The organism is Kribbella sp. NPDC050241 (assembly GCF_044459685.1).
Lineage (GTDB): Bacteria > Actinomycetota > Actinomycetes > Propionibacteriales > Kribbellaceae > Kribbella.
The window spans coordinates 171,782-190,361 of the sequence record NZ_JBITJE010000013.1; the positions used below are offsets into that span (position 1 = coordinate 171,782).

Sequence of the window (18,580 nt, forward strand, 5' to 3'; positions counted from 1 at the left end):
ACCAAGGGCTAGGACAGCAGCGAGGCCTCGGTCTCGACCTCCTCCTCGGGATCGAGCGGCAGGATGATCTTGAAGCGGGTGTTGCCCGGCTCGGACTCGACGCGGAGGTCGCCGTGGTGCTTCTTCACCACGATGCGCCAGGAGATGTCGAGGCCCAGGCCGGTGCCCTCGCCGATGGGCTTGGTCGTGAAGAACGGCTCGAAGATGCGGCGGCGGATCTCCGGCGGGATGCCGGGGCCGGTGTCGCCGATCTCGACGAGCGCGTACGCGCCGTCCCGCTTGGTCCGGATCGTCAGGGTGCCGTGCCCGCCCATCGCGCTGACCGCGTTGTCGATGATGTTCGTCCACACCTGGTTCAGCTCGGCGGCGTACGCCGGGATCGGCGGCAGCTCCGGGTCGAAGTCCTTCACGACGTCGTACCCCTGCAGCTTGCCCGACATCATCACCAGCGTGCTCTTCAGCAACTCGCGCAGATCAACGGTCTGGTACGGCGCTCGGTCGATCTGGGAGTACTGCTTCGCCGCCCCGACCAACGTCGAGATGCGGGTGACGGAGTCGTCGATCTCGTTCATCAGCGACTCGGTGTCGATCGTGTACATCAGCCAGCGGACCGCGCCCTCGATGTACGTCGGCCCGACCGCGGTCAGCACCTCCTCCATCCACGGCACGTCCAGCCCGGCCGCGGCGAGCACCGGCGCGACGTCCCAACTGGCCTGCACGTCGTGGTCGTCGAGCCAGTCGGTCAGCGCGTCCTCGGCGTCGGACAGGTCCATCGGCGAGATGTCCCTGTCCTTGTTCTTCTCCAGCCGCTCGACCGCATCGTCCTGCAGCGCGACGATCTGGTGCAGCTTGGTCGCGTCCAGGGTGCCGTCGGCGAGCATGGCCAGCTTGGATCGCATCCCGGAGACTCGCTGCCGCAGTGTCGCCGCAGCCCGGACCGCCGCGGCGGCCGGGTTGTTCAGCTCGTGGGTGAGACCGGCCGACAAGGAGCCGAGGGCAAGCAACCGCTCGCGCTCGCCCAGCGTCTCGTTGGTCCGGCGCATGCCCATCACGAAGCCCTCGATCAGGTGCACCGCCATCGGGAACCAGGTGTTCATCATCGTCGCCATCGTGTCGGCACCGATGACGAAGAACTCCGACGTCTCGGTCACCCGCATGGTCGCGGTGTAGGCCTTGCGGTCGGCGGCACCGAAGAACGCGTTGAACGCACCGGCGTAGACGCCACGCTGTGCGGTCCGGTTGATCTCCACCTCTTCGCCGTGCGACAGCTTGCACAGCCGGATCTCACCGGAGAGCAGGACGTAGCAGCAGGTCGCCGGGTCGCCCTCGTTGAACACGAGACCCTCGGGGTAGGTCTCGACGTACCCGGCGTCGGAAAGCCACTGCAACTGCTCGTCGGTGAGGCTCTCGAACAGGAAGAGCGTGCGCAGTTCGTCCGGGCTCAGCCGGCGCGCCTCGGTCTCGGCAGTCATCAGAGCATCTCCAGGTATCGGTGCACCAGTGTCACGGCCATCGCTCCGTCGCCGACCGCGGAGGCGACCCGCTTGACCGACTCCGCCCGTACGTCGCCGGCGGCGAACACGCCAGGCATGCTCGTCTCCAGGTGGTACGGCTCCCGGTCCAGCGCCCAGCCCGGAGGCTTGCCGCGCAGGTCAGGACCGGTGAGTACGAAACCGCGCTCGTCGCGGAGCAGGTCGCCGGGCAGCCAGTCCGTCCGTGGGGCCGCACCGATGAACACGAACATCCACTCCGTGTCCACCTCGCGGCTCTCGCCGGTCGCACTGTTCTGCAGGGTGACGCGCTCGAGATGCTCCGAGCCCTTGCAGGACACCACCTGCGTACAGGTGTGGACCTCGATGTTGTCGATGTCGTCGATCTGATTGATCAGGTACGACGACATCGTCGCCGTGAGCGATGGTCCTCTCACCAGCATATGCACGGTCTTGGCGTGTTTCGAGAAATACACCGCGGCCTGGCCGGCGGAGTTCGCCCCGCCGATGATGTAGACCTCCTGGCCGGTGCAGCTCGGGCCTTCGGTCGTGGCGGACCCGTAGTAGATCCCGCGGCCGCACAGGTCGTCGACGCCGGGCGCGTCCAGGTGCCGGTAGGCCACCCCGGTCGCCAGGATCACCGAGTGGGACGAGATCTCGCTGCCGTCGGAGAACATCAGCTTGCGGGCCGACCCGAGCGTCTCGAGGCCGACCACCTGACGGGCGGTCAGCAACTCGGCACCGAACCGGACCGCCTGCCGCCGGGCCCGATCGGTCAACTGCGCCCCGGACACACCGTCAGGGAAGCCCAGGTAGTTCTCGATCCGGCTCGACTGGCCAGCCTGACCGCCGGTCGCCAACTGCTCGACCAACACGGTCCGCAGTCCCTCACTGGCGCCGTACACAGCGGCGCCGAGACCGGCCGGTCCGCCGCCGACCACGACGAGGTCGTAGAAGTCCTTCGTCGGTGAGGTGGAGAGCCCCACCTTGTCGGCGAGCTCCGCCTCGCTCGGGGCGACCATCACCGTGCCGTCCGGGGTGATCACCACGGGCAGGGTCGAACCGTCGATCCCGGCCGCGTCGAGGAGGCGCTTGCTCTCCTCGTCGTCGACGCTCAGCCAGCGATACGGCACCGCGTTGCGGGCGAGGAAGTCGCGGGCCGTGAACGACGGCGCCGACCAGCGGTGACCGATCACCCGGGTCTCGTCGCTGGACGGCTCCGGGGTCGTCTTCCACAGGTCGAGCATCGCGTCGACGACCGGGTAGAGCTTCTCCTCCGGTGGGTTCCACGGTTTGAGCAGGTAGTGGTCGAGGTCGACCACGTTGATCGCCTGGATCGCGGCGTCGGTGTCGGCGTACGCCGTCAGCAGGACCCGGCGGGCGAGCGGGAACAGGTCCATCGCGGCCTCGAGGAACTCGATGCCGGACATCTGGGGCATCCGGTAGTCGGCGAGCAGCAGGGCGACCGGTTCGCCACGCAGCTTGAGCTCGCGCAGGGCCTCCAGCGCCTGGGACGGGTGCTCGGCCCGGACGATGCGATTCTCCTCGCCGTACCGACGGCGAAGGTCACGGGCGATAGACCGGGAAACACCCGGATCGTCGTCCACGGTGAGGATCACCGGGCGGGTCGTCGACGCTGTCATGCCTCCTTCATACCAGCGCAACACCACAAAGCGGGATCGGTAATCCACAGGCACTGGCCCGGTTCGCGGGGCTGGTCACGAACCGGGCCGGCCTGGGCGGGTCTCAGGGCAGGGCCGCGAGGTACGGCGCGTGGCTGTTCCGGGACTCCCAGTTGTCATAGCGGTCCCAGTTGATCGACCACGTCATCAGCCCACGGAAGGCCGGTGAGGCACCATCGGACCTCCTCGAGGTCCATTTAGTAGAGACGCTCCATAACTAGAGGTCAATGCGTCACCGGATCGGCTTCCCGACGTTGTCGGGAAGCCGCCTGCTGTTTGGCAGGTTTTCGCCAGCGGCTAGTTGAAGCCAAAACAGTGTGGTCGGCGCCGTGGGTTGGCAGGCTCTTCCGCGTCCGGGCTCGGGGGCGGGCGGCCGGGGCGACAGCCGCGGTCAGGACCTGAGGGACGCACATCCGCCCGTCCCTCCAGCACTGGAGGAATCGCGTGAACCACCTGTCCTTGCGTCGACGGACCGCGCTGATCGCGGCCGCCGTCCTCAGCACCGCCGCCTTCGCGGCTCCGGCCGGGAACGCCGTCACCACGGCTCCCGCGCCCGGCTCGCCGCCTCCGGACGATCTCGCCACCTCGATGCGACTGCCCCACTTCGCCCCCGGCCGGTACGTCGTGACGCTGGCCGACCAGCCACTGGCGACGTACTCCGGTGGTGTAGCGGGGCTGAAGGCCACCAAGCCGGCCAAGGGCCACAAGGTCGACACCGCGAACCCCGACTCGAAGCGCTACAGCAACTGGCTCGACAGGCGCCACAACACGGTCGCTGCGACGGTCGGCGCGAAGGCGACCCGGCACTACTCGACCGCGGTCAACGCATTCGCCGCCAACCTGAGCAGCCGGCAGGTCAGCGAGCTCAGCAAGACACCGGGCGTCATCGCGGTCACTCCGGACCAGTTGCACCAGGCCCTGGACGACAAGACGCCCACCGACTTCCTCAAACTGTCCGGCGAGAACGGCGTCTGGTCCGCGCTCGGCGGCAACGCCGAAGCCGGCAAGGGCGTCGTGGTCGGCGTCGTCGACACCGGCATCTGGCCGGAGAGCGCCTCACTGTCCGGACCGGAGCTGGACACCAAGCCCGCCACTGCGGCCGACCCGTACCGGCCGTACCGCTCCGGCGACAACATCGTCATGCACAAGGCCGACGGCAACGACTTCACCGGCTCCTGCGAGGCCGGCGAGGACTTCACCGCCGACCTGTGCAACACCAAGCTCATCAGCGCCAAGTACTTCGGCGACGCCTGGCTCGGCGCCACTCCGCCCGAGGCCCGCGCCGACTACGCCTCCCCGCGCGACGGTGAAGGCCACGGCACGCACACCGCGACCACTGCGGCCGGCCGCGCCGGTGTGGACGTTGCGGAGAGCGGCATCAACTTCGGCACGATCTCCGGCGTTGCTCCGGCCGCCAAGATCGCCGTCTACAAGGCGTTGTGGACCGGCAAGGGCGGTGTCGGCTCGGGCGGCTACACGTCCGACATCCTCGCCGCGATCGACCAGGCCGTTGCCGACGGCGTCGACGTGATCAACTACTCGGTCGGCTCGATCTTCGAGTCCGCGCACACGGACCCGGTACAGCTCGCCTTCCTGTCCGCGGCCTCCACCGGCATCTTCGTCTCCGCAGCAGGCGGCAACTCCGGTCCGGAGCCGTCATCGCTCGACAACACCTCTCCGTGGGTGACCACGGTCGGCGCGAGCACAGTGGCGCCGTACGACGCGACTGTGGTCCTCGGCAACGGCGAGAAGTACGCCGGGCTGAGCACCTCCATCCCCGCGACGGTCGGCCCCAAGTCGCTGGTCACCGGTGCTGCCGCCCGTGTGGAGTCGGCGACCGAGTACGACGGTTCGCAGTGTCTGCCGAACACGCTCGACTCGGCCAAGGCCGCCGGGAACATCGTGGTGTGCGACAGAGGCGTCGGAGCCCGGGTCGACAAGTCGGCCGAGGTCAAGCGCGCAGGTGGCGTCGGCATGGTGCTGCTGAACCTGACCGACCAGGACATGGTGGCTGACTCGCACGCGGTGCCGACCGTGCACCTCAACACCCCGGGCTCGCTATCTGTGAAGGCGTACGCCGGTACTGCCGGAGCCACCGCGCAGCTTGTGCCCGGCAACCTGACGGCACAGACCACGCCGTACCCGCAGATGGCGGACTTCTCCTCGCGCGGCCCGTCGCTGTCGAGCCATGGCGACCTGCTGAAGCCGGACCTTGCCGCGCCGGGTGTGAACGTCCTGGCCGCGGTGGCACCGCCCAGCAACGGCGGACACAGCTACGCCTTCCTCTCCGGTACGTCGATGGCCGCACCGCACATCGCCGGCCTGGCTGCTCTCTACCTGGCCAAGCACCCTGACTGGACTCCGATGATGGTCAAGTCGGCGCTCATGACGACCACCAGCGACGTCAAGACCGCCAGCGGCGCTGTCGACAACGATCCGTTCGCGCGAGGCGCCGGTGAGGTCCAGCCGTCGCGCATGCTCGACCCGGGTCTCGTCTACGACTCCGGTGACGGCGACTGGCTCGGCTATCTGGAGGGCAGCGGTGTCAACACCGGCACCGGCGTACCCGCGATCGACCCCAGCAACTACAACGCACCGTCGATCGCCGTCGGCGAGCTGGTCGGCACGCAGACTGTCACCCGCCGCGTCACCGCGGTGAAGGGCGGTCTGTACCGCGCGACCGTGTCCGTCCCCGGCATGAAGGCTGTCGTCACTCCGTCGATCCTGAACCTGCAGGCCGGCCAGACGAAGTCCTTCACCGTCAAGCTGACCCAGGACACGGCCCCGTCGCACGACACCACCAGCGGCTGGCTGACCTGGCAGGGTGCCGGTACGTCGGTCCGCAGCCCGATCGCGGTCGTCCCGACCTCGGTCATCGCACCGACCAACGTCACCGGCTCCGGCGCGGCCGGCTCGGTCTCCTTCGACGTCACGGCCGGCACAGCCGGTACGCCGATCCACGCGTACGGCTTCGCTTCGGCGCCCCAGGTCCCGGGCGAGGTACCGGCGGGAGCTGCTGACGCGGACCTGCCGAACTACCCGGTCACGGTGACCGCCGGCACCAAGGCTGTGCAGTGGAACATCAAGACGGTCGACCCGGCCGGCAGCATCTGGATGGTGCTCTACAAGGTCGTGAACGGCCAGATGCAACTGCTCTCCTTCGAAGGCACCGGGGCGAACCAGGCCTCCGCGACGGTGGCAGCTCCCTCGCCCGGCGTCTGGGGCGTGCTCGCCATCACCCTGTCGAACCCGCCGGGTGCCGACACCACGAAGTACACGATGCAGACCAACGTCGTGACCGGTGGCAACGCCCTCAAGGTGACGCCGTCGGTGGCACCGGCCGCCGGCAAGCCGTTCCAGGTCACGGCGTCCTGGTCGGGAGTCCGCACTGATCAGCGCTCCACCGGGTTCGTCGAGTTCCCGAACCGCGCCGGGACGGTGGTGACGGTGAACTAGATCCAGCGGCGGCGGGCGGCTTGAACGCCCGCCTGGAACCGGGTCTGCGCGCCGAGCGACTCCATCAGCGCGCGGACCCGGCGCTGGGTCGTCCGCGGACTGATCCGCAACCGCCGGCTGATCATGTCGTCGGTCGCGCCACCCGCGAGCAACAGCAGGATGTCCCGATCCGGCGCCCGCAGTGCCGGCACCTCACCGTTCGCCAGGAGCACCGGCATCGGGATCGCCAAGGCCCACAGCATCTCGAACGTCGCGATCAAGCCGTCCAGCAGTCCGGACGAGCGGATCAGCAGGTTGGACTCGGCCGGCGCCCGCTTGGTCAGCCCGATCAGCGCGGTGTCGTCGTCGCCGACCGCCATCTTCATCGGGACCTGCGCCAGCACCCGGCCGACCTCGCCCGCCGCCTGTAACTCCGGCAGCACGCCCATGATGTCCTCGGACTCGAACACCTCGGTGCCGTAGATCGCCCGGTACTCGATCCCGTCGGCGAGCCGCTCCAGCTCCAGCCTCTGCTGGGTGGACGGCGGCGTCGCGTACGGCGGCCGGTCCAGCACCCGGACTTGACGGGTGGAGTTCCTCTGCAGATCCTCGTACGCCCGCAGGAGAGTCGGACCGTCCTCGATCAGCTCGATCTGATTGCCCTCCAGCACCGGAGTCCCGCGGGCACCACGCAGTTCGTCGGCGACACCCCGCAGCCGCGCCAACTGGGCATCCAACTCGTCCAGCGGATCAACAACCTCGTCCGCCACCATCGCCATCCCTCCACCCGGCCGAACCCAAACGAACTCACACTAAACCGGATCAGCACAGGGGCACCCGGTCAGGGACCGCAGCTGAGACAAGGCCACAGCTGGCCGCAGCGCGAACACAGGCCGTCCAGCCCCGGCGCCGGCAACCACACGGTCTCCACCGAGTCCTCGCGCCAGACCGCTTGACCCGTGGCCGGCGCGGCGCTGGCCCTTGTCGTCGCCGTGGCCGACGTGGTCCTGGCCGGTGTCGTGGCCGTGGCGCGGGCCGGCTTGGCCGGGAACCAGTGGACCTGGGTGCGTCCACCGGCACCGTGAACCGCCAGCAGAGCCTCGATCCCACCGTCCCAGGTGGACGTTCCGGGCCAGCGGCCGCGCCACCGGAGGGCGACGGTGCCGTCGGACCACTCCACACCTTCGGCCAGGGTGCCTGTGCCGCGCACGCCGGAGACGTCGGTGTGGCGTACCAACCGGAAGAGGCGAGCCTGCCGCTGCATCGTGTTCACCTCTGCAGAATCGCCCAGCACGCGCTGCCCACAACAGGTGTGGTCTGTGGGCTGTGAGAACAGCCCACACCCCCTCACAACCGGCCGAACTGCTGGGACTGGTTTTGTCGGTGGGGGCTTGTAGTTTCTGGACACGCACCGCAACCACCAGGTGTGGCAGTGAGCGGACGGGGGTGATCCTGTGGCTGAGGCAGCGCCTGTATCAGGGTTCGGCCGGGAGTTGCGGCAGTGCAGGCAGGCGGCCGGCTTGAGTCTGCGGCAGCTGGCAGCGCGGGTCGGCTACGACCACAGCTACTTGTCGCAGGTGGAGCGTGGCCGGAGACCAGGCTCTGCCGACCTGGCCCGTTTCTGCGATCGCGAGCTCGGCACCGGCAGCCGGCTGACCGGGACCTACCTGCGGGCACACCCCGAGCGGCCTGCAGCAGTGCGTCCGGTCGTCTCCGGTCGACCGGCCGCTTCGTTGGCGGCAGTGTGGGACGGGCTGACCAGCGCTCTCGCCGGCGTGGACCGCGTGGAGGCGACTGGCGACGTTCACAGTGTTCCGCCGGCACGGCTGCTGCCGGAGCTCCTGGCAGACCTTCAGCTACTCCAGGCACAGGGACAGGACGGCTTCGGAGTACGGGCGGCCGAGCTGAGCGTCCTGGTCGCCGAGACACTGACCGGGCTTGGCGAGCTGCGCGCGGCGAGGCGTTGGTGGTCGGCGGGCCGAGCGTTCGCGGACAGCTCCGGCGAGGTTTCGATGCGGAGCCTGGTGCGCGCGAGGGAGGCCATCAGCGGACTCGCGGAGCGGCGACCGCTGCCGCAGCTGCTGGAGCTGGCGGAGGAGTCCTTGGCGCTCGCACAGCAGATCCCGGCCAGCGGCGTGCAGGCTCATGCTGTGCGGGCGCGGGTGCTGGCCCAGCTGGGCCGACGGTCCGAAGCACACCGTGCCCTGCAGGAGCTGCTGAGCTGTTCCGATGTGTTGCCCCCGGCAACCACGAGTCCTCTGGGCGACCTCGCGGCGTACGAGGTGCATGCCGCGGAGGGCAGAGTCTGCGCGAGCCTGGGGTACGGGACTGCGGGCTGCTTGATGCTGGGGCGCGCACTGGAGCTGTGCCCCGAGCAGAGAGTCGAAGAGCGGGCGCAGTTGGAGTTGGCGCTGGCCGAGTGCCTGGCCTTGGAAGGTGAGGTCGCGGCTGGTCTGGCGCTGGCCATGCGGGAGCTGGTCGAGCTCCCGGATGAGTGGCACACCTATTACCTGTACGACGAGGCCCGCCGAGTGCTGGCCGCAGCGCGGGACCGGGAGCCAGGACTGGCAGCAGTGCGGGATCTGGAGGTTCTGGTGGAGCGGCGTACGTACGCGACCGGCCGCAGTGTGGGCAGCGGGTCGTGGTGAGGCATGACCCGGGAGTAGCGTGCAGCGGGTGACGAGTGAAACGCAGAGCACGACGGTGACCAGCGGGTGGGACTTCGCGGTCGAGTTGCGGAGTGATCCGGCGAGTGCGGAGGCGCGCTCGGCGATCCTGGCCAAGCCTGCCTTCGGGCAGTCGTTCACGGACCACATGGTGGTAGCCAACTGGACGGACGACCGGGGCTGGCACGACCCGAAGGTCACGGCGTTCGCACCGCTCAGTGTGAGCCCGGCTGCCGCCGTACTGCACTACACACAGGAGATCTTCGAGGGTCTGAAGGCGTACCGGCATGCCGACGGGTCGGTGTGGGCGTTCCGCCCGGATCGCAACGCGACTCGGTTCCTCAAGAGCGCCGAGCGACTCGCACTGCCGCAGGTGCCGGAGGAGGCGTTCATCTCCGCCCTGCGTGCGCTGGTGACGGTCGACGAGCCGTGGGTGCCGTCTGCCGAGGACGGCGAGACCAGCCTGTACTTGCGCCCGTACATGATCGCCACCGAGGCGGCGCTGAGCGTGCGACCGGCACGCGAGGTGCTGTTCGGGGTCATCGCGTCGCCGGCAGGCCCGTACTTCGACACCGGTCCCAAGCCGGTCTCGATCTGGCTGACCACCTCGACCATCCGCGCGACGCCGGGTGGCACCGGCGCGGCCAAGTGCGGCGGCAACTACGCGGCCAGCCTGGCCGGTCTGGCCGAGGCTGTGGCCAACGGTTGCGAGCAGGTCGCGTTCGTCGATGCTTCCGAGCACAAGTGGCTCGAGGAGATCGGTAGCATGAACATGTTCTTCGTGTACGCCGACGGCCGCATCGCGACCCCGGAGCTGAACGGATCGATCCTCGAAGGAGTCACCCGCGCCTCGGTGCTGGAGCTGGCCGCCGATCTCGGGCACGCGGTCGAGGAGCGCCGGATCTCCGCGGACGAGTGGAAGGACGGCGTACGCAGCGGTGAGATCACCGAGGTGTTCGCCTCCGGCACCGCCGCAGTGATCACCCCGATCGGCCGCGTCGCCTGGCCCGACGGCGACCTGACCATCGGCGACCACACCGTCGACCTCGGCGTAGGCCCAGTCACCAAGTCCATCCGCACCACCCTGCTCGACCTGCAGTACGGCCGCACCCCCGACCCCCGAGCCTGGCTCACGCGTCTGGCCTAGATACCTGCCGTTTGTCCCCGGTGGCGGTTAGGTTGACGTCATGGCTGAGTCCAAGGGGAAGGCGAAGTCTCCGGCGGTCGAGTTGGAGGTGGGCGAGCGGACGGTGCGGATCTCGAATCCGAATCGGGTCTACTTTCCTGCCCGCGGGGAGACGAAGCTCGATCTGGTGAAGTACTACCTGTCGGTGGGTGACGGGATCGTCCGCGCGCTGCGGGAGCGGCCGTGCATGCTGCACCGGTTCCCGGAGGGCGTCGCCGGCGAGAAGGTGCACCAGAAGCGGCTGCCGCACGGCGCGCCGCCGTGGATGGAGACCGTCCGGGTGAAGTTCCCGCGGTACAACCGGACCGCCGACGAGCTGTGCGTGACCGAGATCGCGCACGTGGCCTGGGCGGTGCAGATGTCCACCGTCGAGTTCCACCCGTGGAACTCCCGCCGCGCCGACACCGAGAAGCCGGACGAGTGGCGGATCGATCTCGACCCGATGCCGGACTGCCCTTTCGACCGGGTACGCCGGGTCGCCCACGTCGCGCACGAGGTCCTGGACGACCTCGGTGCGGTCGGCTATCCGAAAACGTCAGGCGGGTCGGGGATCCACATCTACGTCCGGGTCGAGCCGACGTACGGATTCTCCGACGTACGCCGGGCCGCCCTGGCGTTCGCGCGGGAGGTCGAGCGACGCGCACCGGACGATGTGACGACGACGTGGTGGCGCAAGGACCGCGACCCGAAGAAGCTGTTCGTCGACTTCAACCAGAACGCGCGCGACCACACGATCGCGGCCGCGTACTCGGTCCGCGGTAACCCCGAGGGCACAGTCTCGACCCCGATTCGCTGGGACGAGGTGGACGACGTGGAGCCGCGCGAGTTCACCATCGAGACAGTGCCGGCCCGCTTCGCCGAGCTCGGCGACCTGCACGAGACGATCGACGACAACGTCTACTCCCTCGACACCCTGCTCGAGTGGGCCGCCCGCGACGAACGCGAAGGCGCCGAGGAGCCACCTCCGCCGGAGGACTAGCCACCGGCCGCCGCGTAAAGCGACCCGGACCTGCCCCACTCACCAACGTCCTCGGTCCGGCCGCGTCAGCTCACGCCCCAGCCTGACCGACGAGGAGCTGACGTACTTGGTGAGTGCCACAGGTCCGCCGCGGCTACTGTCTCCCGGCCAGGCCGTGGTGGAGGAGGTTCGTGAGGGTGTCGATGGCGGTTTCGTCCGGGATGGTCTGGCCGTTGGCGGGATTGACGACCAGCCAGGTGTAGGCGAAGCCTTCCATCAGCGCGTTCATCGCGGAGATCTGCACGAGCGGTTCGGCCGGTGGATTCGGCAGATGGGCGAAGTGCTCGATCATGTGGGCGTCGTCGTCGGCCATGATCTGCTGCAGCCGCCGGCCGAGCTCCGGGTCGACCATCGCGGCCTGTTTCACCGCGATCATCTCCGGCAGGTGCTGCTGATAGAACTGCCAGAACGCGGCCACGTGCCAGCGGATCGCTGAGATCTTGCTGAAGTCCGCGTCATGGCCGGCAACGTCGACGATCGTTTCGTCGGCCTCCGCGAGCATGTCCCTGAGCAGCGCCTCGAGCAGTTCCTCCTTGCCCGCGAAGTGGTTGTAGAAGGATCCCGTCGCCCGGCCCGCGGCCGCGGTGATGTCGGTGATCTTCGTGTTCAGGTACCCGCGCTCGGCGAACACCTCCCGGGCCGCCTGCTTCAGCGCGGCCCCGGTCCCGGCCGCCCGTTCCCGGCGGCTCACCGTGTCGGTCACGACAACCTCCTTGACACCGAACCCTAGTCACGTTCATAGTGAATCTGAATTCAGTGAATCATAATTCAGTCAAGGAGACCAGATCATGACAGTTCTGATCGCAGGGGCGGGCCCGACCGGATTGACGCTGGCGATCGACCTGGCCCGGCGTGGCATCGCCGTCCGGCTGATCGACAAGGCGACCGAGTTCTTCAACGGCTCGCGCGGCGACGGTCTGCAGCCACGGACCCTCGAGGTGTTCGACGACCTCGGGGTCATCGACGAGATCCTGCGGCAGGGCCGGTCGCTTCCGACCATGAAGATCTATCTGGACGGCACGCCGGTCGACGAGCGCCGGATGGCACCGATCCTCGAGCCCACCCCGGACATTCCGTACCCGAACGCCTGGATGCTCGGCCAGTCGCGCACCGAGAAGATCCTGCGCGACAAGCTCACCGAGTACGGCGTTCAGGTCGAGCTGGACACCGCGATCGTCGGGTTCACCCAGGACTCCGACTCGGTGACCGCCGAACTCTCCACCGGCGAGATGGTCGAGGCGCAGTACCTGGTCGGTGCCGACGGCGGCCGGAGCTTCGTCCGCAAGCACCTCGGGATCGCCTTCGAGGGCACCACCGACGAGTCGATCCGCACCCTCCTGGGGGACGTCGCGGCCGACGGCCTGAACCACGACTCCGGCTACTGGTTCGCCGGCAAGGACAACCCGATGTCGGGGATCGCCCTCACACCGCTGGCGGGCGGGGACCAGTTCCAGTTCGGCGCCCCGCTCGACTCCGACGACGCCGACACCTCGCTGGAGGGCCTGCAGGCGCTGGTCGATCGGTACGCCGGTCCGGGCGTGGCGAAGCTGCGGGATCTGACCTGGTCGACCGTCTGGCGGCCGAACGTCCGGTTGGCCGAGCGATTCCGGGTCAGCCGGGTCTTCATCGCCGGCGACGCCGCGCACGTGCACCCGCCGACCGGTGGTCAGGGCCTCAACACCGGCGTCCAGGACGCGTACAACCTCGGCTGGAAGCTGGCCGGCGGACGCGAAGAGGTGCTGGCGACGTACGAGACCGAGCGCCGGACCAACGCGGCTCGCGTGCTCGGGATCAGCGGAGAGCTGATGCAGAAGCATGTCGACGGCGACGAGTCGGCGATGGAGCGCGGCGAGAACACCCGCCAGCTCGACGTCTCCTACCGCGACCTCTCGGACACTCGCGCCATCACCTCCGGCGACCGCGCACCGGACGCGCCGCTGGTAGAAGCCTCAGGCAACAAGCTGCGCCTGTTCGACCTCTTCCGCGGCCCGCACACCACCCTGCTCCGCTTCTCCCCCACTACTCCGTCGACCGACGAGCACACCGTCGACATCGGTCGCGACGGCAGCGCGGCGTACACCAGCCCGGAGGCCTTCACCCACTACCACGCCCAGGACGGCGACGAGATCCTCGTCCGCTCGGACGGCTACCTCGCCTAGGATCGCTGGGATGGAGACCCTGGATTCGGCCGCCGCCTACGACCGCGCCGTCGGCCTCGCGACGCGGGGGCGGCGGCAGATCCTGGGGATCACCGGAGCTCCCGCGGCCGGCAAGTCGACGTACGCCGAGCAGCTGACCGCGAAGCTCATCGGTGACGGGCACCGGGTCGCGCTCGTGCCGATGGACGGCTATCACCTCGCGCAATCGGTCCTGGACGAGCTCGGACTGACCGAAGTGAAAGGTGCGCCGCACACTTTCGACGGGTACGGGTTCGTTGCCTTGCTCAAGAGGTTGAAGGAGTCACCGGACGAGCAGATCTGGGCGCCGCGCTTCGACCGCGGGCTGGAGGATTCGATTGCCGCCAGCATCGGAGTCGGACCCGACGTCACCCTGGTCGTGACCGAAGGCAACTACCTGCTCTTCGACCAGCAACCCTGGGCAACCCTCCGCACATTGCTCGACGAGTGCTGGTACGTCGAGGTGCCCGAACAACTGCGGCACGAACGGCTCGAGGCGCGGCACCGGCGGTACGGCAGGTCGGCCGAGGAAGCGCTCGAGCGCACCTTCGGCACCGACGAACGCAACGCTCGCCTGATCGCGGCGACCGCGCCGGCGGCGGACGCGGTCATTCACTTGTCCTGACAGACCCGGTCAATGAAGGCCGCCACACCATCCAGGTAGAGCTGCAGACCGAAACCGAAGTCCTGGTCGCTCTCGTCCTCGAAATTGCCCACCTCGTCGAAGACGCCGGCCTCGACCAGGCGGGCGACGGCCGGATACTGCCGCGGGTCGGCCACCTGCCTGAGGGTGGCACCGAACTGCAGGAACGCCGCCGGATTCTCGTCGTACCCCGCGGCCAGGTCGAAGGCGACCCGGACCTGACCCTGCACGTAGGTGATCAGGCCCATCACCACACCGACCTTCGCCTCCTCCGGCAAGCCGGTGCCGTTCAGTACGCCGAGCGCGGCGTCGAACCAGGCGAGGTTGTTCGGGCCGGCCGGCGGACCGGAGATCGGGATCTTCGCGTACCACCGGTGTTTTCGGATGGCGGCCAGCACGTTGTCCGCCCAGAACGTCAGCCCGGTCCGCCAGTCGACCCCCTCGGGCATCGGGTCCGGGCGCTCGATCGCCGCGTCCGACATCAGCACCAGCAGGTCGTCCTTGCTCTTCACATGCCGGTAGAGCGCCATGGTCGAGTTGCCGAGTCGCTCGGCGACACGTGCCATCGAGACCGCACCCAGATCGTTGTCCGCATCGGCGATCTCGATCGCGGCCCGGACGATGTCGTCGAGGGACAGCGACGGCTTCGGTCCCCGCCGCGGCGCCTCCCGCAACCGCCACATCAGTGCCACGGCCGGGGGCAACTCGTTCTTCTCCACCGCCCCAGTTTAGGGCTTGCGGAGCGATATAGCGTACCTGTTACGCTATTTAGCGTATTCGATACGCAGTAAGGAGGGGACGATGATCGTCGAGGCAACCGGGCTGCGGAAGTCTTACGGCGTTACCGAGGTGCTCAGCGGGGTCGACCTACGGGTGCCGGAGGGGTCAGTGCATGCGCTGCTCGGGCCGAACGGCGCCGGCAAGACCACGATCGTGCGGATCCTGACCACGCTGACCAGGCCGGACGACGGCGGAGCGACCATCGGCGGGTACGACGTCCTGCGCGAGCCGGCCCACGTTCGCGGGGTGATCAGCCTGACCGGGCAGTACGCCGCGGTGGACGAGAACCAGACCGGCCGGGAGAACCTGGTCATGGTGGGACGGTTGATGCATCTAGGCCGGCCCGCCGCACGTCGACGTACCGGCGAACTGCTGGAGCGATTCGGGCTGACCGACGCGATGGACCGGCGCGTGAAGACGTACTCCGGCGGGATGCGGCGGCGGCTCGATCTGGCCATGAGCCTGATCGCGCGGCCGCGGGTGATCTTCCTGGACGAGCCGACCACCGGGCTCGACCCGGCCAGCCGGTCGACGATGTGGGACGTGATCGGTGAACTGGTCCGGGACGGGACCACGATCCTGCTCACCACGCAGTACCTCGAGGAGGCGGACCGGCTGGCCGACCGGATCGTGCTGCTCGACCATGGCCGGATCGTCGCCACCGGCACCGCCGACGAACTCAAGACCCAGATCGGCGGCGAACGCATCGAGCTCCGCTTCGCCGACGAGGTGCAGTTGCTCAAGGCAACCGGAGTACTGGACGGCGTCGCCGACGATCTCGTGCTGAACATTCCCTCCGACGGTACGGCGGCCCACCTGCACCACGTGCTCGACGTACTGCGCGACAACGGTCTGCAGCCCGAGCGCGTCTCGTCGCACCGGCCGACCCTCGACGACGTCTTCCTCGCCCTCACCGCCTAGGAGTCCGCCATGTCCCATCACGGAGTCGCCGCCGCGTTCTCGGACACGGTGACGATGATCGACCGCAGCGTCCGGCTGTCCCGGCGCAACGTCGAGACGTTGTTCGTCTCGATCCTGCTCCCACTGCTGATGATGTGCCTGTTCGTGTACGTCTTCGGTGGCGCGATCAGTACCGGCACGGAGTACATCAACTATGTCGTGCCGGGCATCCTCCTGCTCACCACCGGGTACGGCGCCTCGTCGACGGCGATGGTGGTCGCGGACGACATGCACAGCGGGATGATCGACCGCCTGCGCTCGTTGCCGATCCGCAGCTTCGCCGTGCTGACCGGGCACGTCACCGCGAGTGTCGCCCGTAACTCCGTGTCGACGGCGATCGTCGTACTCGCGTCACTGGCGATGGGGTTCCGGCCTTCGGCGAACGCCGGCGAATGGCTGGCCGCGATCAGCTTGCTCCTTCTCTACGTGCTCGCGCTGTCGTGGCTGGCGGCCGGTCTCGGCGTGATCGCCAAGTCGGTGGAGTCGGCCAGCACGTTGAGCTTCTTCATGTTGTTCCTGCCCTACCTGAGCAGTGCGTTCGTCCAGCCGGAGACGATGCCGTCATGGTTGCGGCCGATCAGTGAACACCAGCCGATCACGCCGGTGATCGAGACCGTGCGCAGCTTTCTGATCGGCGCACCACTGGGGAACAACGGCTGGATCGCACTCGCGTGGTGTTGTGGTCTACTCCTGTTCTCGTTCACGTTGGCGACGTCTTTGTACCGGCGCCGGACGAGCCGCTGATCGCAAGTTCCACCCCGTTGACCGAAACGTGTTCGAAAGGATTCGGACCTGACCCCTCGCTCGGGTTAGTGTCGAAGTCCCCCCAACGTGTGGTGGTCCCACTCCCCCCGGGACCCACACGGACAAGCGCCCCGGTCATTGACCGGGGCGCTTCGTTTTGTCAGAAGACGAGCAGCGTTTTCAGCACATGACCGGCAGCGCGTGCAGGCCGCGCGTGCGGATCGAGTCCCGCCAGCGCAGGTCACTCCGCGGCACGCCGAGGTGCAGACCGGGCACGTGATCCAGCAGCGCCTCCAGCGCGATCGCGATCTCCAACCGCGCCAACGGCGCACCGAGGCAGTAGTGAATCCCGTGCCCCAGAGCGAGGTGTCCGCCGACCGCGCGATCGAAGTCGACCCGGTCCGGATCAGGAAAGCGTTCCGCGTCCCGGTTCGCCGACGAGATCCCGAGCAGGACCGTCTCCCCCGCCGGAATCACCACGCCATCGATCTCCACGTCCTCGACCGGAAACCGCCTGATCGCCAGCGGCGCCGGGCCGTCGTACCGCATCAACTCGTCGACCGCGGCCGGGAGCTGCGACCGGTCGGACCGCAGCCGCTCCCACAAGGCCGGCTCGTCGAGCAGTGCGAGCGTCGCGTTCCCGATCAGGTGGACGACGTTCTCGTACCCGGCGAACAGGATCAGGAAGATCAGCGAGGTCAGCTCGTCGTCGCTGAGCCGATCGTCGTCGTCCCGCGCGGCGATCAGGTCACTGACCAGGTCGTCGCCCGGGACCGACCGCTTGCCCTCGATCAGTCCGGCGAAGAACCGCAGCATCGCCCCGATCGCGGCCCGCGCCTCGTCCGGTCCTGGCGGCGCGAGCATCGTGTCCGTCCACGCGCGGAAGTCGGTGCGCGCATCCTCGGGTACGCCGAGCAGGTCGCAGATCACCGTGATCGGCAGCGGCGCGGCGTACTCCGCGACCAGGTCGGCCTGCCCGCGACGTACGACGGGAGCCAGCAGTTCGTCCGCGGTACGGCGGATGGGCGCGGCAAGCGCCTCGATCCGGCCGGGCGTGAAGGCGCGGGTGACGACGGAGCGGATCCGGGTGTGGTCCGGCGGGTCCATGTTGAGCAGGTTGGCGTCGAGGGCGGGCGGCAGGTTGAGGCCGCGGTAGGTGCCGGGGAGGGCGTTGCGCTTGTCGACGGACAGCCGCGGATCCGCGAGTGCCCGGCGGACGTCGTCGTACCGGGTGACGAGCCAGGAAGGGCTGCCGTCGGGGCCGGCGACACGGTGCACGGGTCCGGATCGGCGGAGGGCGGAGTAGGCGGCGTACGGATCGCTCGGAGTGATCGTCACCGGCCCAAAATACCGGCAGAAAAGTTTGTCGACGTGTGTCGAATCCGGGCCCTCTTCTCCGACGTATCAGTGAGAGCGACCAAAGGAGAGGGTCAGAATGAACACCACCGCCACCACCGACAGCACAGTCCGCACCATGATCGTCACCATGCTCGCCGAGGGCAGCCCGGTCTGGTACGTCGCCGGCATGGTCAACATGCGAAGCCACGACGTCTACGTGATCGGCCGCGCGGCCGGCTACCCGGACAAGGCCCAACTGCGCCGGGCCGTGTGGGCCGCCAAGAACCGCACCCGCGTCCCGCAAGCCGCCTGACACCCGCTCAGGTCGCTCCACAAACACCGTCGGGGGCGGGGGGGGCCCCCCCCCCCCCCCCCCCCCCCCGGCCCCACCCGCCCCCCCACCCCCCCCCCCCGGCCCCCCCACCACCACCCCCCCCCCCCCCCCCGCCCACCCCCCCCCA

16 protein-coding genes are annotated in these 18,580 nt (G+C 68.7%); 9 read left to right on the plus strand and 7 right to left on the minus strand.

Annotation, left to right across the window (positions count from 1 at the left end; genetic code table 11):
- Nucleotides 1-8: 8 nt before the first annotated feature.
- Both ACIBG5_RS38230 and ACIBG5_RS38235 read right to left on the minus strand, forming a co-directional pair.
- Complete coding sequence (locus ACIBG5_RS38230) at nt 9-1,472, minus strand: ATP-binding protein (RefSeq protein ID WP_396396709.1); 1,464 nt, start codon at nt 1,470-1,472, stop codon at nt 9-11.
- Nucleotides 1,472-3,133, minus strand: coding sequence for an FAD-dependent oxidoreductase (locus ACIBG5_RS38235; protein WP_393396208.1), 1,662 nt, complete (start codon nt 3,131-3,133; stop codon nt 1,472-1,474). Before ACIBG5_RS38235 ends, ACIBG5_RS38230 begins: the two co-directional genes overlap by 1 nt.
- A gap of 483 nt (nt 3,134-3,616) precedes the next feature.
- Between ACIBG5_RS38235 and ACIBG5_RS38240 the strand changes: the two genes are divergently transcribed.
- The gene (locus ACIBG5_RS38240) at nt 3,617-6,628 is read left to right on the plus strand and encodes a S8 family serine peptidase (protein ID WP_396396712.1); all 3,012 of its coding nucleotides are present in this window, start codon (nt 3,617-3,619) and stop codon (nt 6,626-6,628) included.
- On the opposite strand, the gene ACIBG5_RS38245 is transcribed toward ACIBG5_RS38240, so the two are convergent.
- Both ACIBG5_RS38245 and ACIBG5_RS38250 read right to left on the minus strand, forming a co-directional pair.
- Nucleotides 6,625-7,386, minus strand: a complete 762-nt coding sequence (locus ACIBG5_RS38245) for a hypothetical protein (protein ID WP_396396714.1) — start codon at nt 7,384-7,386, stop codon at nt 6,625-6,627. The genes ACIBG5_RS38240 and ACIBG5_RS38245 overlap by 4 nt on opposite strands.
- 62 nt (nt 7,387-7,448) lie before the next feature.
- Nucleotides 7,449-7,880, minus strand: coding sequence for a hypothetical protein (locus ACIBG5_RS38250; protein WP_396396716.1), 432 nt, complete (start codon nt 7,878-7,880; stop codon nt 7,449-7,451).
- Between the two features lie 181 nt (nt 7,881-8,061).
- Between ACIBG5_RS38250 and ACIBG5_RS38255 the strand changes: the two genes are divergently transcribed.
- The 3 genes from ACIBG5_RS38255 to ligD are packed head-to-tail and all read left to right on the plus strand — an operon-like array spanning nt 8,062 to nt 11,438.
- Entirely contained in the window at nt 8,062-9,255 is a 1,194-nt protein-coding gene (locus ACIBG5_RS38255) for a multiprotein-bridging factor 1 family protein (RefSeq protein ID WP_396396717.1), read from the plus strand.
- A gap of 19 nt (nt 9,256-9,274) precedes the next feature.
- The gene (locus ACIBG5_RS38260) at nt 9,275-10,420 is read left to right on the plus strand and encodes a branched-chain amino acid aminotransferase (RefSeq protein WP_396396719.1); all 1,146 of its coding nucleotides are present in this window, start codon (nt 9,275-9,277) and stop codon (nt 10,418-10,420) included.
- 40 nt (nt 10,421-10,460) lie between these two features.
- Nucleotides 10,461-11,438: a non-homologous end-joining DNA ligase gene (gene ligD / locus ACIBG5_RS38265; protein WP_396396720.1), complete on the plus strand. Its 978-nt coding sequence runs from the start codon at nt 10,461-10,463 to the stop codon at nt 11,436-11,438.
- 133 nt (nt 11,439-11,571) lie between these two features.
- On the opposite strand, the gene ACIBG5_RS38270 is transcribed toward ligD, so the two are convergent.
- Nucleotides 11,572-12,180: a TetR/AcrR family transcriptional regulator gene (locus ACIBG5_RS38270; protein WP_396396722.1), complete on the minus strand. Its 609-nt coding sequence runs from the start codon at nt 12,178-12,180 to the stop codon at nt 11,572-11,574.
- A gap of 85 nt (nt 12,181-12,265) precedes the next feature.
- Between ACIBG5_RS38270 and ACIBG5_RS38275 the strand changes: the two genes are divergently transcribed.
- Together ACIBG5_RS38275 and ACIBG5_RS38280 are read left to right on the plus strand one after the other, a co-directional pair.
- Nucleotides 12,266-13,636 (plus strand): FAD-dependent monooxygenase, encoded by a 1,371-nt coding sequence (locus ACIBG5_RS38275; protein WP_396396724.1) that lies wholly within the window; start codon nt 12,266-12,268, stop codon nt 13,634-13,636.
- A gap of 10 nt (nt 13,637-13,646) precedes the next feature.
- Complete coding sequence (locus ACIBG5_RS38280; RefSeq protein WP_396396725.1) at nt 13,647-14,279, plus strand: nucleoside/nucleotide kinase family protein; 633 nt, start codon at nt 13,647-13,649, stop codon at nt 14,277-14,279.
- On the opposite strand, the gene ACIBG5_RS38285 is transcribed toward ACIBG5_RS38280, so the two are convergent.
- Nucleotides 14,267-15,016 carry a TetR/AcrR family transcriptional regulator gene (locus ACIBG5_RS38285; protein ID WP_396396727.1) on the minus strand — a complete coding sequence of 250 codons (750 nt, stop codon included), beginning with the start codon at nt 15,014-15,016 and terminating at the stop codon, nt 14,267-14,269. The genes ACIBG5_RS38280 and ACIBG5_RS38285 overlap by 13 nt on opposite strands.
- Nucleotides 15,017-15,098: 82 nt before the next feature.
- On the opposite strand from ACIBG5_RS38285, the gene ACIBG5_RS38290 reads away from it, so the two are divergent.
- Both ACIBG5_RS38290 and ACIBG5_RS38295 read left to right on the plus strand, forming a co-directional pair.
- Nucleotides 15,099-15,998: an ATP-binding cassette domain-containing protein gene (locus tag ACIBG5_RS38290; RefSeq protein ID WP_396396729.1), complete on the plus strand. Its 900-nt coding sequence runs from the start codon at nt 15,099-15,101 to the stop codon at nt 15,996-15,998.
- Nucleotides 15,999-16,007: 9 nt separating this feature from the next.
- Nucleotides 16,008-16,781, plus strand: a complete 774-nt coding sequence (locus ACIBG5_RS38295) for an ABC transporter permease (protein ID WP_396396730.1) — start codon at nt 16,008-16,010, stop codon at nt 16,779-16,781.
- Nucleotides 16,782-16,961: 180 nt separating this feature from the next.
- On the opposite strand, the gene ACIBG5_RS38300 is transcribed toward ACIBG5_RS38295, so the two are convergent.
- Nucleotides 16,962-18,119 (minus strand): cytochrome P450, encoded by a 1,158-nt coding sequence (locus ACIBG5_RS38300; protein ID WP_396396732.1) that lies wholly within the window; start codon nt 18,117-18,119, stop codon nt 16,962-16,964.
- A gap of 97 nt (nt 18,120-18,216) precedes the next feature.
- Here ACIBG5_RS38300 and ACIBG5_RS38305 point away from each other — a divergent pair, with 97 nt between their 5' ends.
- Complete coding sequence (locus ACIBG5_RS38305) at nt 18,217-18,432, plus strand: hypothetical protein (RefSeq protein ID WP_360458253.1); 216 nt, start codon at nt 18,217-18,219, stop codon at nt 18,430-18,432.
- Nucleotides 18,433-18,580: the final 148 nt, after the last annotated feature.